We start from the raw sequence: 14047 nt of genomic DNA, 5'->3' as shown, positions 1-14047 counted from the left end.
GGAGGAAGTGCCATGTTATGTGAGCGTTGTAAGATAAGAGAAGCAAATATTCAGTATACGGAAATTGCGAACGGGGTACGCACCGAACACAATTACTGTACCCAGTGCGCAAAGGAGATGGATTTTGGTCCTTATTCCGCAATTTTTGAGGGTGAATTCCCGTTAGGCAAGCTTCTGTCAGGCCTTTTGGGGGTACAGGGGGAAGCCGATGCGGAAGAAAAGACCAGCCAGATTGTCTGCCCGACCTGCGGCACCAGCTACGATGATTTTGTGAAAAACAGCCGTTTTGGCTGCGCGGACTGCTACAGTGTCTTTGACCTGCTGATCAATGACAAGATCAAGCAGCTTCAGGGCAATGTGCGTCATACCGGAAAACATCCGAAATTCCAGAAGATCAAGGCAGATCCCTTCCATCTGACTTCTTCCGGACAGCCGGAGGAGGAAACTGCTGTGGATGCCGCAGCTGGCTCTGGGGGACAGAACGCGGAATTTGTTTCTGCCGGAGAGAGCGATGTTCAGGCCCAGATCCGCAAACTGGAGGCAAGACTCCGGGAGGCAGTCCGGGCGGAGGAATATGAGGCTGCGGCAGAGTACCGTGACCAGATCCGGGCGTTAAAGGAGGCACAGGCATGATGAAATGGTTTGAGGAAGTAAACCTGACCCGCCCTGCGGTCATCTGCAGCCGGGTACGTCTGGTACGGAATCTGGAGGAGTATGCCTTTCCATCCAGACTGAATGAGAAACAGGCGGATGAGATGATTACACGCCTGGAGGAAGGCCTGAAGGATCTTGGGAGCGTGGACGGACGCCATTATGAACAGGCAAGGCTGCAGGAATTAAGTGATCTGGAACGCAGAGCCCTGCGGGAGCGCCGGGTGTTTAATTCTACCATTGCTTCCAGTAAGGCCCCGGCCGGGGTTATGGTATCGGATGATGAGCGGGTGGGTATCGTATTAAACGGAACGGACCATATCCGCATCCAGCTGTTTGCCTCTGGCCTGCCTCTGGATGAGCTTATGAGCCAGGCGGCGCAGATTGATGATTATTTAAATGAGCGGTTTGATTACGCCTTTGATGACAAATACGGCTACCTGACTTCGTTCCCCACCAGTGTGGGAACCGGGCTTCGGGCGTCGGTGGTGCTGCATCTGCCACTGTTGTCCCAGAGCAAGCGTTTTAACGGCATGGTCACCGAGATGACGCGCTTTGGCGCTTCGGTGAAAGGCATGTATGGCGAAGGTGAGGAAAACTGCGGATCTCTTTATGAGGTCAGCAACCAGAAAACCTTGGGCATGACAGAGAAAGAAATTCTGGATATGGTGTCCAAGGTGGCGCTGCAGCTTACCGCACAGGAAGAGCAGATGCGAAAGCTTGCCCTCGACAAAAACCGGGTATCCCGGGAGGACGATGCCTGCCGCGCTTACGGCACATTAAAATATGCCAGAAAGCTGGCCCTGAAGGAGGCTATGACGCTGTTATCCCGGCTGATGGCCGGATGCGCGGACGGGCTTTTGCGCATGGAAGAGCCCTGCGCGGTATACCGCCTGATGCTGGGAATTCAGCCGGCAAACCTTCAGAAGCTTTCTACCAGACCGCTTGGCCGGGAAGAACTGGAGATGGCACGGGCCGCCTATGTGCGGGTAGAGCTGCCACAGCTTCTGGCTTAAGACAGATACAAGGAGGACCTGAATTTGATAGACAGAAATCATTTTACAGAACAGGCCTGGAACGCGATTGCGCTGTCTACCCAGGCAGCGAATGATCTGGGCCATAATTATGTGGGAACCGAACATCTTCTGGTGGGACTTCTGCTGGAAGAGGAGGGAGTGGCATCCAGAGTTCTGGAGGCCAACGGTGTAAATGCAGATAAGGTAAAAGAACTGATCAGCCAGCTGATCTTTCCAAATCAGAACGTGGGCACCATCGGCGAGACGGTTTATACACCGGGGGCTGTGCGGGTGCTGAACCAGAGCTACCGGGAGGCTGTGCGCTTTAAGGCACCGCTCATCGGCACCGAGCATCTGCTGATTGCCATGATCCGGGAGAGCGACTGTGCGGCAGTCCGCCTGCTCAACACCATGGATGTGAGCCTGCAGAAGCTTTACGTGGATCTGCGCAGCGCCATGGGAGAGGATGGCGCAGACGCAAGAGAGGAGCTGCAGTCATCCCGGGCAGGAAAAGACAGCAGCGCGTCCACACCGACCTTAAACAGCTTCAGCCGTGACCTGACAAAGCTTGCCAGGGAAGGAAAACTGGATCCGGTGATCGGCCGGGAAAGCGAGATTCAGCGTGTTGTCCAGATCCTGAGCAGAAGAACCAAGAACAACCCGTGCCTGATCGGGGAACCGGGTGTCGGCAAGACCGCAGTCGTGGAGGGTCTGGCTCAGATGATCGCCGACGGCAATGTGCCGGAGACCATTGCGGACAAGCGCGTCATGACGCTGGATCTGTCCGGCATGGTGGCTGGTTCCAAGTACCGCGGTGAGTTCGAAGAGCGCATCAAGAAGGTAATTTCTGAGGTGACGGAGGATGGAAACGTGCTCCTGTTCCTCGATGAGATCCATACCATCATTGGCGCGGGCGGCGCGGAGGGAGCCATTGACGCCTCCAACATCTTAAAGCCGTCCCTGGCCCGGGGAGAACTCCAGCTAATCGGCGCTACAACAAGAGAAGAGTACCGCAAATACATTGAAAAGGATGCGGCTCTGGAGCGCCGTTTCCAGCCGGTTGTGGTGGAAGAGCCGAATGAGGAGCAGTCCATCGCGATCTTAAAGGGCCTGCGACCGAAATATGAGGAGCATCATAAGGTTACCATCACCGATGACGCTCTTGTGGCTGCGGTCCGCCTTTCCGCGCGTTACATCAATGACCGCTTTCTTCCGGACAAGGCTATTGACTTAATCGATGAGGCGGCTTCCAAGAGCCGCCTGACCACCTACGTGGAACCGGCAGAGATCAAGACTCTCACGGAGGATATTGATAAGCTGGAGATCCAGAAGGAACAGGCCATCAAGAATGAGGCGTATGAGAAGGCTGGTGATATTAAGAAGCGCCAGCAGAAAAAGCGAGAGAAAATCGAAAAGATCCGGGAAAAATGGCAGAAGGAAAAAACATCCAGAAAGCTGACGGTCGGTGAAGGCGAAATCGCGGATGTCGTTTCCGGATGGACCAAGATCCCGGTGAGAAAGCTGGCAGAGGAAGAGTCGGAGCGCCTGCGCAAACTGGAGTCCATCCTGCATGAGCGGGTGGTAGGACAGGAAGAGGCGGTGACCGCTGTGGCGAAAGCCATCCGCAGAGGCCGTGTGGGCTTAAAGGACCCGAAGCGCCCGATCGGTTCCTTCTTATTCCTGGGACCGACCGGTGTCGGAAAAACCGAGCTTTGCAAGGCGCTGGCCGAGGCCATGTTTGGCACCGAGAATGCCCTGATCCGGGTTGATATGTCCGAGTACATGGAGAAACACAGTGTCTCCAAGATGATCGGATCCCCGCCAGGATATGTCGGTTACGAGGAGGGCGGACAGCTCAGCGAGAAGGTCCGCAGAAATCCGTATTCCGTTATCCTCTTTGATGAGATTGAGAAAGCACATCCGGATGTGTTCAACATCCTGCTGCAGGTGCTCGATGACGGCCACATTACCGATGCTCAGGGTAGAAAGATTGACTTTAAGAACACGGTGATCATCATGACCTCCAACGCAGGCGCGGAGAATATCATTTCCCCGAAACGCCTGGGCTTTGCCTCCAATGACGATGCGAAGGAGCGCTACCGTTTCATGAAAGAGCGTGTCATGGAAGAGGTAAAACGGATGTTTAAGCCGGAGTTCTTAAACCGTATTGACGAGATCATTGTATTCCACCAGCTGTCCCAGGATCACATGAAAGAGATCGTGGACATCATGTTAAAGGGCATCTGCAGACGTACCCTGACCCAGATGAACTTAAAGCTCACAGTGGATGATTCCGCAAAGGCATTCCTTGTGGAAAAGGGCTACGACGAGAAATACGGTGCCCGTCCGCTGCGCCGCGCGATCCAGAACCTGTTGGAGGATGGCCTGGCAGAGGCCGTGCTGGATGGCCAGGTCAAAGCAGGGGATGAAGTGACCGTCACAAAGGGAGAAGATGGCCTGAAATTTTTATCGGCAGAAGTGATAAAAAACTAGATTAATTTTGACGGTTGTTGTATAATCCTATGAGAAGCGGTACTGCCAGGCAGTGCCGTTTCTATACAGCAGTAAAATGTAATAATATACCAGGAGGGCAAACACATGCCAGTAATCGAATCTTTAATCCGCTCCGAGGCAGATGGCACCATCAGCTTTGGCAATTACAAATTAGACACCAAGAGCAAGCTTGATAATTTTGAACATGCGGGAGATTTATATAAGATCAAAACTTTCTATGAGATCACCAAGTTAGAGCGCAACGGTTCTTTCGTTTACGAATCCGTACCGGGAACCGCAGTGGAGCATTTCTCCGCGAAGCATGATGGCGTTGAGTTTACCGTATCTGGTGATAAGGATGCGCAGATCACGGTACAGCTGGAAGACGATACCGAGTATGAGGTATATGTGGACGGTGTTGCAGTGGGCGGCATGAAGACTAACATGAGCGGCAAGCTGGTAGTCAGCGTAGAGTTAAATGAGGGTGTTGCCTGTCAGGTTAAGGTGGTAAAACGCTAAGCATCCTCTGACGGGAAGGATATACATATATGGCAAAAGCAAAGACAACCGTATTTTTCTGTAAGGAATGCGGTTTCGAATCCAGCAAGTGGCTGGGGCAGTGCCCGGCCTGCAAGGAGTGGAACACGCTGGTGGAGGAGCCGGTGGCGAAGAAAACGCCATCCGGCCGTACCGGCGCGGTTTCACAGCGCACACTGGCAAAGCCGGTGAAGCTGGAGGAAGTGTCCATAGAAGAGCAGGACCGGATCTCCACCGGATATCCGGAACTGGACCGTGTACTGGGGAGCGGCATTGTAGCCGGCTCCCTGGTTTTAGTTGGGGGTGACCCCGGTATTGGAAAGTCCACCCTGCTGCTTCAGATGTGCCGGAATCTGGCCCGGGACGGACACCGGGTGCTCTACATTTCCGGTGAGGAATCCTTAAAGCAGATCAAGATGCGGGCCAGCCGCATCGGGACCATCAGCGGGGAACTCTTATTCTTATGCGAAACGAATCTTGATACCATTGAGGAGGCTATCCGCGAAACAAAGCCGGAGATTGTCATCATCGACTCCATCCAGACCATGTTCCGGGAAGATGTGACATCGGCACCGGGCAGCGTCAGCCAGGTGCGGGAGTCCACGAATGTCCTGATGCAGATTGCCAAGGGCATGGGCATTTCCGTGTTTATTGTCGGCCATGTGACCAAAGAGGGCGTGGTGGCCGGTCCCCGTGTGCTGGAACATATGGTGGACACGGTGCTTTATTTTGAGGGTGAGCGCAACGCCTCTTACCGTATTTTAAGGGGTGTAAAGAATCGTTTTGGTTCTACCAACGAGATTGGTGTGTTTGAGATGCAGGAGAATGGCCTGGAAGAGGTAGAGAATCCTTCTGAATATCTCTTAAGCGGCCGTCCGGAGGATGCGTCCGGCGCGGTAGCAGCCTGTTCCTTAGAGGGAAGCAGGCCAATTCTGCTGGAGGTGCAGGCACTGGTGACTCAGACCAATTTTGGCATGCCAAGGCGCACCGCTGCGGGAGCCGATTTCAACCGTGTAAATCTTCTGATCGCGGTACTGGAAAAGCGCTGCCGGTACGAGATGTCCCGCTATGACGCCTACGTGAATATCGCGGGCGGCATGCGGATGAATGAGCCGGCACTGGATCTTGCCATCATCATGGCACTGGTATCCAGCATGAAAGATAAGCCGGTGAATCCGAAGTGTATGATTTTCGGCGAGGTCGGCTTGGCCGGAGAAGTGCGTGCCGTATCCCAGGCAGAGCAGCGGGTACACGAAGCCATCAAACTGGGATTCGAGTCCTGCATCCTGCCGCAGGTATCCCTGGACAAGATGAAGAAAACGGATAAGATCACGCTGTATGGCGTGAGCAATGTGAGAGAAGCTATCAGGCTGATCTGATGAAAAACAGAAGCCGGGCTGCGGCCTGGCTTCCTGTTTAAAACCCACATTTCGTATCAAAAATATATTTTTTTCAAAAAATTAAAAAAATTGTTGACAGTCAGAATAATCCGTGTTATTATAAATGAGCGTTGAGGGAAACGAAAAAAAGCCTCAACAAAACAGCATAGGGGATTAGTTCAATGGTAGAGCACCGGTCTCCAAAACCGTCGATGGGGGTTCGAGCCCCTCATCCCCTGCTAAGTGAAAAGCGGTAAGGTCGAAAGATCTTATCGCTTTTTTCGTATATTCATAACCGGCATTTCAGAAAGGAGGAAGCTTCATGGGCGCTGACCGGGGTATCATCCGTATTTCCGTGCGTAATCTGGTAGAGTTTGTCATGCGGGGCGGGGATATTGATAATAGAAGAACCTCCGCAGCAGAGAAGGATGCCATGCAGGCGGGCAGCCGCATGCACCGGAAAATCCAGAAGCGCCAGGGTGCGGATTATCATGCGGAAGTCTCGATGAAGCACAGAGTGGAGCAGGAAGAATATCAAATTCTGGTGGAGGGCCGGGCGGACGGCGTGATTGAGACGGTCTCCGGCGTCACGATTGATGAGATCAAATGCGTCTATATGGACATTCATCAGTTAGAGGAGCCGCTTCCGGTCCATCTGGCCCAGGCCCTCTGCTATGGCTATATGTACTGTGCAGACCATGAAAATGTGGATGCCATCACCATCCAGGTCACCTACTGCAACCTGGAAACCGAGGAAATCCGCCGTCTGAAGCAGGAGAAGACAAGAGAAGAACTGGAGGAATGGTTTCAGGGTCTGATCCATGAATATGTGAAATGGGCCGAGTATCTGTACCGCCATACCCTGCGGCGTGATGAATCCCTGCGGGAACTGGAGTTTCCATATGAATACCGGGCCGGGCAGAAGGAACTGGCGGTGTCGGTGTACCGGGCGCTGGCCAGAAAACGCAATCTGTTTATTCAGGCACCAACGGGAATTGGCAAGACACTTTCCGTGGTTTACCCGTCCTTGAAATCCATGGGAAGTGGGAACGGGGAGAAGCTGTTTTACTTAACGGCCAAGACCATCACCCGTAGTGTGGCGGAAAACTGCTTTGCGCTGCTTCGGGAGCGTGGCATGCTGTTTACTACGGTGACCATCACGGCGAAGGAAAAGCTCTGCCCGCTGGAAAAGACCGAGTGCAATCCCGATGCCTGTCCCTATGCGAAGGGACATTTTGACCGGGTGAATGACGCCGTGTTTGATATCATTCATGAGCAGCAGAGCATTACCCGGGAGATCATTCTGGATTATGCGGACCGGTATCAGGTCTGCCCCTTTGAGTTCTGTCTGGACATCAGCAGCTGGGCGGATGGCATTATCTGCGATTACAATTATGTGTTTGACCCGAATGCAAGGCTGAAACGGTATTTTGCGGAGGGCAACCAGGGAGATTATCTGTTTCTGGTGGATGAGGCCCACAATCTGGTGAGCCGGGCGAGGGAGATGTTCAGCGCCTGCCTGGTAAAGGAAGATATCCTGCTGGTGAAAAAGCTGATCAAGGGGCGTTCCGGGAAGCTTGCGCGGGAACTGGAGCGCTGCAACCGGAATCTGCTGGAACTGAAACGGGAATCGGCAGAGTACCGGGTATTGCCGGATGTGAACCTTCTGGTATCGAATCTGCTGACCGTGATGGGAGAGTTTGAGCCGTTTCTGGAGGAAGAGAAGGAATTCCCGGACCGGGATCTGGTGCTGCAGTTTTATTTTGACCTGCGGCATTTTCTGAATATGTATGATGGGCTGGATGACCATTACCAGATCTATACAGAACTGGGGGAGGATGGAAACTTCCGGCTGTATCTGTTCTGCATTGATCCGTCCCGGTGCTTAAATGCCTGTCTGGAGAAGGGAATCGCTGGAATTTTCTTTTCCGCCACCATGATTCCGGTGGTCTATTATAAGAAGCTGCTGAGCGGTAACACGGAGGATTATGCAGTTTATGCCAATTCGCCATTTGACAGTGAAAAGCGGCTGATTCTGGTGGCGAAGGATGTCAGCAGCCGCTACACCCGCAGAAATCGCACGGAATTTGGCAAGGTGGCGGATTATATCACGGAGCTGGCCCACAGCCATGTGGGAAATTATATGGTGTTTTTTCCTTCTTATCGTTATATGGAGGCGGTGGAGCAGCTTCTGGATGAGCGGTATGACGGGAGTTTTCGCTGGCAGATGCAGACAAACCGCATGACAGAAGAAGAACGGGAAGGCTTTCTGGAACTGTTTGAAGAAAAGCGGGAACAGTCCTTTGTGGGACTCTGTGTGCTGGGTGGAATTTTTTCGGAAGGAATCGATTTGAAGGCAGAACGTCTGGAAGGAACGATCATTGTGGGAACCGGGCTTCCCATGGTGTGCAGTGAGCAGGAAATTCTGATGCAGTATTTTGCTGAGCAGGGAGAAAATGGCTACGACTATGCCTATCAGTATCCGGGCATGAACAAGGTGCTGCAGGCGGCGGGCCGGGTTATCCGCACGGCCGAGGATCGGGGCGTGATCCTGCTTTTAGATGACCGGTTCTTGCGGCCGGAAATCCAGGAACTGTTCCCGCGGGAGTGGTCCGAATATGGCCTGGTGACCCGGGAAACCGTGGGCGGGTGGCTGAAACATTTCTGGGAGAACCAACAGACCGATAGAAGCGGGGGAGAACCCATGTCCGGACAGGAAAAAGCGGAAGTTTGACATAAAAAAGGAGATGCGTTATAGCATCTCCATAAACTGCTTGGCAGCCTGGGAAATTGGCAGGCTGTCATTGCTTGCTACCACAATCTGACGGATAGGAAGTTCTTCTTCAATCTGAACCTTAAAGAGGCTGCGTTCATTTTCCGGAATGCAGTAATCCGGGACGAAGGCAACGCCCAGGCCAATGCGGGCCAGGTCAATTAAGAGGTCATTGCTGGAAAGCTCGATTTCCGGCACCAGGTCCAGCTGATGGCGTTGGAACATGCTGTGCAGAAACTCACTGGTGGTGCTCTTGCGATCCAGCATCAGGATCGGGAACTGCTTTAAGTTTTTTAAGCTGACGGTTTTGCCCTTCAGTTCTTTGTATTCGTCATTGGCCACGAATACGTCCTTGAATTCCCGGATGATCCGCACATTCTGGGTGTTGGAAAGTCCAGAGTTCGGATAGTTGGTGATGGCAAAATCCACCTGACCGGATTCCAGCAGCTTCGCGCAGGCAATGGATGTCTGGTTGGTAACCTTAATATGCACATTCGGATAACGCCGGTGGAAATCTTTCAGATAAGAAACCAGATAATATCGGCAGATGGTATCGCTGGCACCAATGCGCAACTGGCCACCGTTTAAGGTGTTGGCTTCCAAAAGCTGGTTCTCGCCCTGACGGATCAGGTTCATGGCCGGTTCAATATGCTTTAACAGGATCTCGCCCTCCGGTGTCAGCTGGACCCGTTTGGTGCTGCGGATGAAAAGAGGCTGGTTTAACTTCTTTTCCAGTACCTTAATGGACTGGCTGACCGCGGACTGGGAAATGAACAGCTGCTTGGAGGCTTCCGAGAAGCTTAAGGTGTTTGCCACATGATAAAATACTTTATATAGTTCGTAATTGATATCCAATATTAGCCCTCCTTATAAAACTACGGCTATTCTATCACGCAGATAATGAATTGTAAAGAGGAAATCAAATTGACAAAATGAGGGAAAGGCGTTAATCTGTCATAAATAACGGAAATTGATGTGTTACGACAGGAGTGAAGAGAAAATTGAGAAAAGAAGTACCATTACAGCCGGAGAACAGCCATTTTTATTTTGGAAAAGGAGAAAAATCTGCCTGCATTCTGGGACCGGACCGGGAATCGTCGGTACAGCAGCGGTTTGTCTGCGCAAGCCTGGTGAAAAAACTCCGGGAGTTGGAAGAGAAAGGCGCAATTGTTCATGACAATGAGATTCTTGTCATTCCGCAACCGCAGGAAGTGAATGAAATGTTCTGCCCGGAAACACAGGAATACAGCTATGTGATCCGATTTCAGGAAGTGGAGCGCGAAGGAGATTCTGTTCCTTATATAGAAATTTCTGACGCCGGTTTTCAGAATCCAAGTCTGGCCAATCTGTTCGGATATCCGTATGTGGTGATCCGTCAGAGAGAAGAAGAGGAGACTGCGGAAGAACATATGGGGCCAGATCACAGGAGTTCCAATGTTTTTTGCGTGTATACAGGACAGGCAGACCAGATTGACGAGGAAGCGGCCCGAAGGGCAGTGGCTGCAGTTCTTCGTTTTCTGACCCGCATGGGCGTGCTGCGCTATACCAGTCACAGCGGGTATATTGCAAGTGTGATCCGCGAGGAGGATCTGAGTACGGTGCGGAGTGATCACAGTGGGCTGTACCGCAGGCTGGTGCAGCCCGGGACCGAGGTACATCGTGGGGAAGTACTGGCTTTGCTGACCGACCCATTTGACGGGGAGATACTCAGTGAGATTCTTTCCCCTTCAGACGGCATCGTGTTTTACGCCCGCAGAGCTTCTGAGGTTCAGGAGGAAAGTATTGTTTTTCAGATCATCCGGCGGCTGCATGAGTAGACCGGATGGCTGATCGCGGATATTACAGGGGTGATCCCGATGTGGAAGTTTTACCGGAATGCCTGTGGAAAGACAGAATAAAAGGAGGAAACGTGATATGGCCTTAAACCTTACCACATTATGTTATATCGAGCAGGATGGAAAGTACCTGATGCTTCACCGCACATCGAAAAAACATGATCTGAATAAAGATAAATGGATTGGAGTGGGCGGTCATTTTGAGGCGGAGGAAAGCCCGGAAGACTGTCTTCTGCGTGAGGTGCGGGAAGAAACCGGCTACACGCTGACTTCCTGGCAATTCCGCGGACTTGTGACCTTTGTTTCCGGTGACGGCGAGACGGAGTATATGTCCCTGTTCACTGCTGATGGGTTCACCGGAACCCCGGTGCCCTGCAATGAGGGACAGCTGGAATGGATGGTTAAAGAAGATGTGCTGAAGTTAAATATCTGGGAAGGCGATAAGATTTTTCTGAAACTGCTGAATGATGGGATCCCGTTTTTCTCCCTGAAGCTGGTCTATGACGGACACGGCGGCCTGCTATCTGCCGCCCTGAATGGAAAACCGCTCCCGATTTAGGAGCGGCTTCGTAACAGAACATGTTCCAGGTTTAAAAATCCGTTTAACTCTGCCCCGATAAACAGGATGCAGATACAGATGTAGAGCCACAGCATCAGCAGGACAATGGCTGTCAGGCTTCCGTACATATAGGAAAAATTGCTGAAATGCGTAAAATAAATGGAAAAGGCATAGGAAAATGCCAGCCATCCGACCGCGGTAAAGACAGCTCCCGGAAGCTGCTGCCGCGGTTTTTGCTTTCTGGAAGGAACAATGGTGTAGAGTCCCACGAAGGTAAGCAGGAACACAGCCATAGCAAAGAGAAAGCGCAGGCTGATGACAACGCGGGCCGTAGGTGCCAGGATCGGGAGAAAACGAAACAGCAGGTGCTCAATGTTTTTGCCGAAGATCAGAAGCACCAGGGACATGACACAGACCAGCATAAAGATCAGCGTGTAAAAGGAGCAAAGCAGCCGCTGTAAAATGTAATTGCGGTGTTTAAAGTCTCCGTAAATGCGGTTTAAGCCCCGCTCAATGCCAAGCATTCCCTTGGAAGCGGACCAGAGGGCGGTCAGCGCGGTTACAGACAGAATGGTTCCCGGAGATTTGATGTAGAGATCATCGACAATGCTGACTACCAGGGAATGCAGCATCTGCGGCATAATCCGCACCATGACAGAGAGCAGGTCGGATTTCCCGACATTGGGCAGAAACTGGATCAGGGTCAGAAGCAGCATGATAAAGGGGAAAAATGCGGTTACAATAAAGAAGGATGCCTGCGCCGCGTACACGGTGATCTCATCCTTTACGCACCGGTCCCAGATCTGTTTGCAGTGAAAGAAAAAAGAAATCATAAAAAGCGTTTCCTTTCTGAAGTCTTACCTTTTACCATAGTAGCATGGGCGTCGGAATATGGCAAGGAGAGCCGTACGGATTCTTGTGGATGATGGAAAGATGTGGTATAATAATTCGGTATGTTTTGTGTGAATTACAAAATGAAAAACCTATGACACCGGGAGGTTTACCATGAAGAGGTTGCTGCGTTATTTAAACGCCTACAAAAAAGAGTCGGTGCTGGCCCCTCTCTTTAAAATGCTGGAAGCCAGTTTTGAATTGTTTGTGCCGCTGGTTGTGGCCCAGATCGTGGATGTGGGTATCAAAAACCAGGATGCAGGCTACATTCTGAGAATGGGCGGACTCCTTGTACTACTGGGAGTGATCGGCCTGACCTGTTCCATCACGGCACAGTACTTTGCGGCAAAGGCAGCAGTTGGCTTTGCCACCGGTCTGCGGAATGACCTGTTTGCCCACATTGGAGGCCTATCCTACAGTGAGCAGGATACCATCGGAACATCCACGCTGATCACCCGTATGACCAGCGATATCAACCAGGTGCAGTCTGGCGTGAACTTAACGCTGCGTCTGCTCCTGCGTTCCCCGTTCATCGTATTTGGTGCCATGATCATGGCCTTTACCGTAAACGCAAAGGCAGCCATGGTCTTTGTGGTTGCCATTCCGGTGCTTTCTGTGATCGTATTCGGCATCATGGCCATCAGCATGCCGCTGTACAAAAAGGTGCAGAAGCAGTTAGACCATGTGACCCAGGCAACCCGCGAGAACTTAACCGGCGCCCGGGTAATTCGTGCCTTTAACCGCCAGGAAGATGAGATTCAGAACTTCGATGAGTCCAATGGACTTCTTGTGAAATTTCAGGTCTTTGTCGGCAAGATTTCCGCGCTGATGAACCCGCTGACTTATGTGGTGGTGAATCTTTCCATCATTGCAGTGGTGTGGATCTCCGGAAAACAGGTAGATGCAGGCATCATCACCCAGGGTGAAACGGTAGCGCTTGTAAACTACATGTCCCAGATTCTGGTAGAACTGATTAAGATGGCAAACCTGATCGTTTCCATCTCCAAGGCGCTGGCCTGTGCCAACCGTATCAGCAATGTGCTGGAGGAAAAGAGCAGTATTGTCAGCCCGGCTAAGGGTATGGAACAGGTTCCGGCAGCAATTGCAGAGGGAGCAGACATACCGGCCAAGGTACAGTTTGACCATGTAAACTTCCTTTACAAGGGTGCCAAGGCAGATTCCTTAACGGACATCAGCCTGACCGTCAAGAAGGGACAGACCATCGGCATCATCGGCGGTACCGGTTCCGGAAAATCATCCCTTGTAAACCTGATCCCGCGTTTCTATGATGTGCGCGAGGGTGCGGTTCTGGTGGACGGCGTAAACGTAAAGGATTACCGTCTGGAAACCCTGCGGGAAAAGATTGGCGTGGTTCCGCAGAAGGCAATTCTTTTTAAGGGCACCCTGCGTGAGAACATGAAGTGGGGCAAAAAAGATGCCACCGATGAGGAAATTTACCGTGCCCTGGACATTGCCCAGGCCCGCGAGTTTGTGGACAGCAAGGAAAAGGGACTGGATCTTTACATTGACCAGGCCGGAAAGAATTTATCCGGCGGACAGAAACAGCGTCTGACGATTGCCCGTGCCCTGGTGCGCGAGCCGGAGATCCTGATCATGGATGACAGTGCTTCCGCACTGGATTTCGCGACAGACGCAAAACTTCGTATGGCCATCCAGAAGGGCACAAAGGATATGACGGTATTCATCGTATCCCAGCGTGCGACCACGATCCGTCATGCGGACCAGATTGTCGTGCTGGATGACGGCGCGACAGTGGGCATCGGTACCCACGAAGAACTGTTTGAGAGCTGTGAGGTATACCGCGAGATCTGCTTGTCCCAGCTTTCTAAAGAGGAGGTGCAGTAAGGTGGCTAAACTTGAAATTGGAAAACATAAATCAACCTTAAAGCGGA

11 protein-coding genes and 1 tRNA gene are annotated in these 14047 nt (G+C 51.9%); 10 read left to right on the top strand and 2 right to left on the bottom strand.

Annotated elements, in window-relative coordinates; all coding sequences use genetic code 11:
* Window positions 1-12 precede the first annotated feature (12 nt).
* The 7 genes from WMO41_RS06915 to WMO41_RS06885 all read left to right on the top strand — a co-directional run bounded on the left by WMO41_RS06915 (window position 13) and on the right by WMO41_RS06885 (window position 8810).
* A complete protein-coding gene (locus WMO41_RS06915; protein ID WP_349229121.1) occupies window positions 13-633 on the top strand; it encodes a UvrB/UvrC motif-containing protein in 621 nt (206 codons plus the stop codon).
* The gene (locus WMO41_RS06910) at window positions 630-1667 is read left to right on the top strand and encodes an ATP--guanido phosphotransferase (RefSeq protein WP_349229120.1); all 1038 of its coding nucleotides are present in this window, start codon (window positions 630-632) and stop codon (window positions 1665-1667) included. Before WMO41_RS06915 ends, WMO41_RS06910 begins: the two co-directional genes overlap by 4 nt.
* A 24-nt stretch (window positions 1668-1691) precedes the next feature.
* Complete coding sequence (locus WMO41_RS06905) at window positions 1692-4160, top strand: ATP-dependent Clp protease ATP-binding subunit (RefSeq protein ID WP_349229119.1); 2469 nt, start codon at window positions 1692-1694, stop codon at window positions 4158-4160.
* Between the two features lie 105 nt (window positions 4161-4265).
* Window positions 4266-4679, top strand: coding sequence for an endosialidase (locus WMO41_RS06900; protein ID WP_118542998.1), 414 nt, complete (start codon window positions 4266-4268; stop codon window positions 4677-4679).
* 29 nt (window positions 4680-4708) lie between these two features.
* The gene (gene radA, locus WMO41_RS06895) at window positions 4709-6076 is read left to right on the top strand and encodes a DNA repair protein RadA (RefSeq protein ID WP_349229118.1); all 1368 of its coding nucleotides are present in this window, start codon (window positions 4709-4711) and stop codon (window positions 6074-6076) included.
* Between the two features lie 168 nt (window positions 6077-6244).
* A tRNA-Trp gene (locus WMO41_RS06890) sits at window positions 6245-6315 on the top strand.
* Window positions 6316-6398: 83 nt separating this feature from the next.
* Window positions 6399-8810 carry an ATP-dependent DNA helicase gene (locus tag WMO41_RS06885; protein WP_349229117.1) on the top strand — a complete coding sequence of 804 codons (2412 nt, stop codon included), beginning with the start codon at window positions 6399-6401 and terminating at the stop codon, window positions 8808-8810.
* An 18-nt stretch (window positions 8811-8828) separates the two neighbouring features.
* Here WMO41_RS06885 and WMO41_RS06880 read toward each other — a convergent pair whose 3' ends face one another.
* On the bottom strand, window positions 8829-9704 hold the full coding sequence (locus tag WMO41_RS06880; protein ID WP_349229116.1) for a LysR family transcriptional regulator: 876 nt from the start codon (window positions 9702-9704) through the stop codon (window positions 8829-8831).
* Window positions 9705-9850: 146 nt separating this feature from the next.
* On the opposite strand from WMO41_RS06880, the gene WMO41_RS06875 reads away from it, so the two are divergent.
* Both WMO41_RS06875 and WMO41_RS06870 read left to right on the top strand, forming a co-directional pair.
* Window positions 9851-10666, top strand: a complete 816-nt coding sequence (locus WMO41_RS06875) for a succinylglutamate desuccinylase (RefSeq protein WP_349229115.1) — start codon at window positions 9851-9853, stop codon at window positions 10664-10666.
* A 97-nt stretch (window positions 10667-10763) separates the two neighbouring features.
* The gene (locus WMO41_RS06870; RefSeq protein ID WP_349229114.1) at window positions 10764-11243 is read left to right on the top strand and encodes an NUDIX hydrolase; all 480 of its coding nucleotides are present in this window, start codon (window positions 10764-10766) and stop codon (window positions 11241-11243) included.
* On the opposite strand, the gene WMO41_RS06865 is transcribed toward WMO41_RS06870, so the two are convergent.
* Window positions 11240-12076 carry a YihY/virulence factor BrkB family protein gene (locus WMO41_RS06865; protein ID WP_349229113.1) on the bottom strand — a complete coding sequence of 279 codons (837 nt, stop codon included), beginning with the start codon at window positions 12074-12076 and terminating at the stop codon, window positions 11240-11242. The genes WMO41_RS06870 and WMO41_RS06865 overlap by 4 nt on opposite strands.
* 172 nt (window positions 12077-12248) lie before the next feature.
* Here WMO41_RS06865 and WMO41_RS06860 point away from each other — a divergent pair, with 172 nt between their 5' ends.
* Window positions 12249-14000, top strand: coding sequence for an ABC transporter ATP-binding protein (locus tag WMO41_RS06860; protein WP_349229112.1), 1752 nt, complete (start codon window positions 12249-12251; stop codon window positions 13998-14000).
* Window positions 14001-14047 lie beyond the last annotated feature (47 nt).

Source organism: Ventrimonas faecis (genome assembly GCF_040096075.1).
In the GTDB taxonomy this organism is placed as follows: domain Bacteria; phylum Bacillota; class Clostridia; order Lachnospirales; family Lachnospiraceae; genus Brotaphodocola; species Brotaphodocola faecis.
This window is presented reverse-complemented; position numbering and strand designations above follow the sequence as displayed.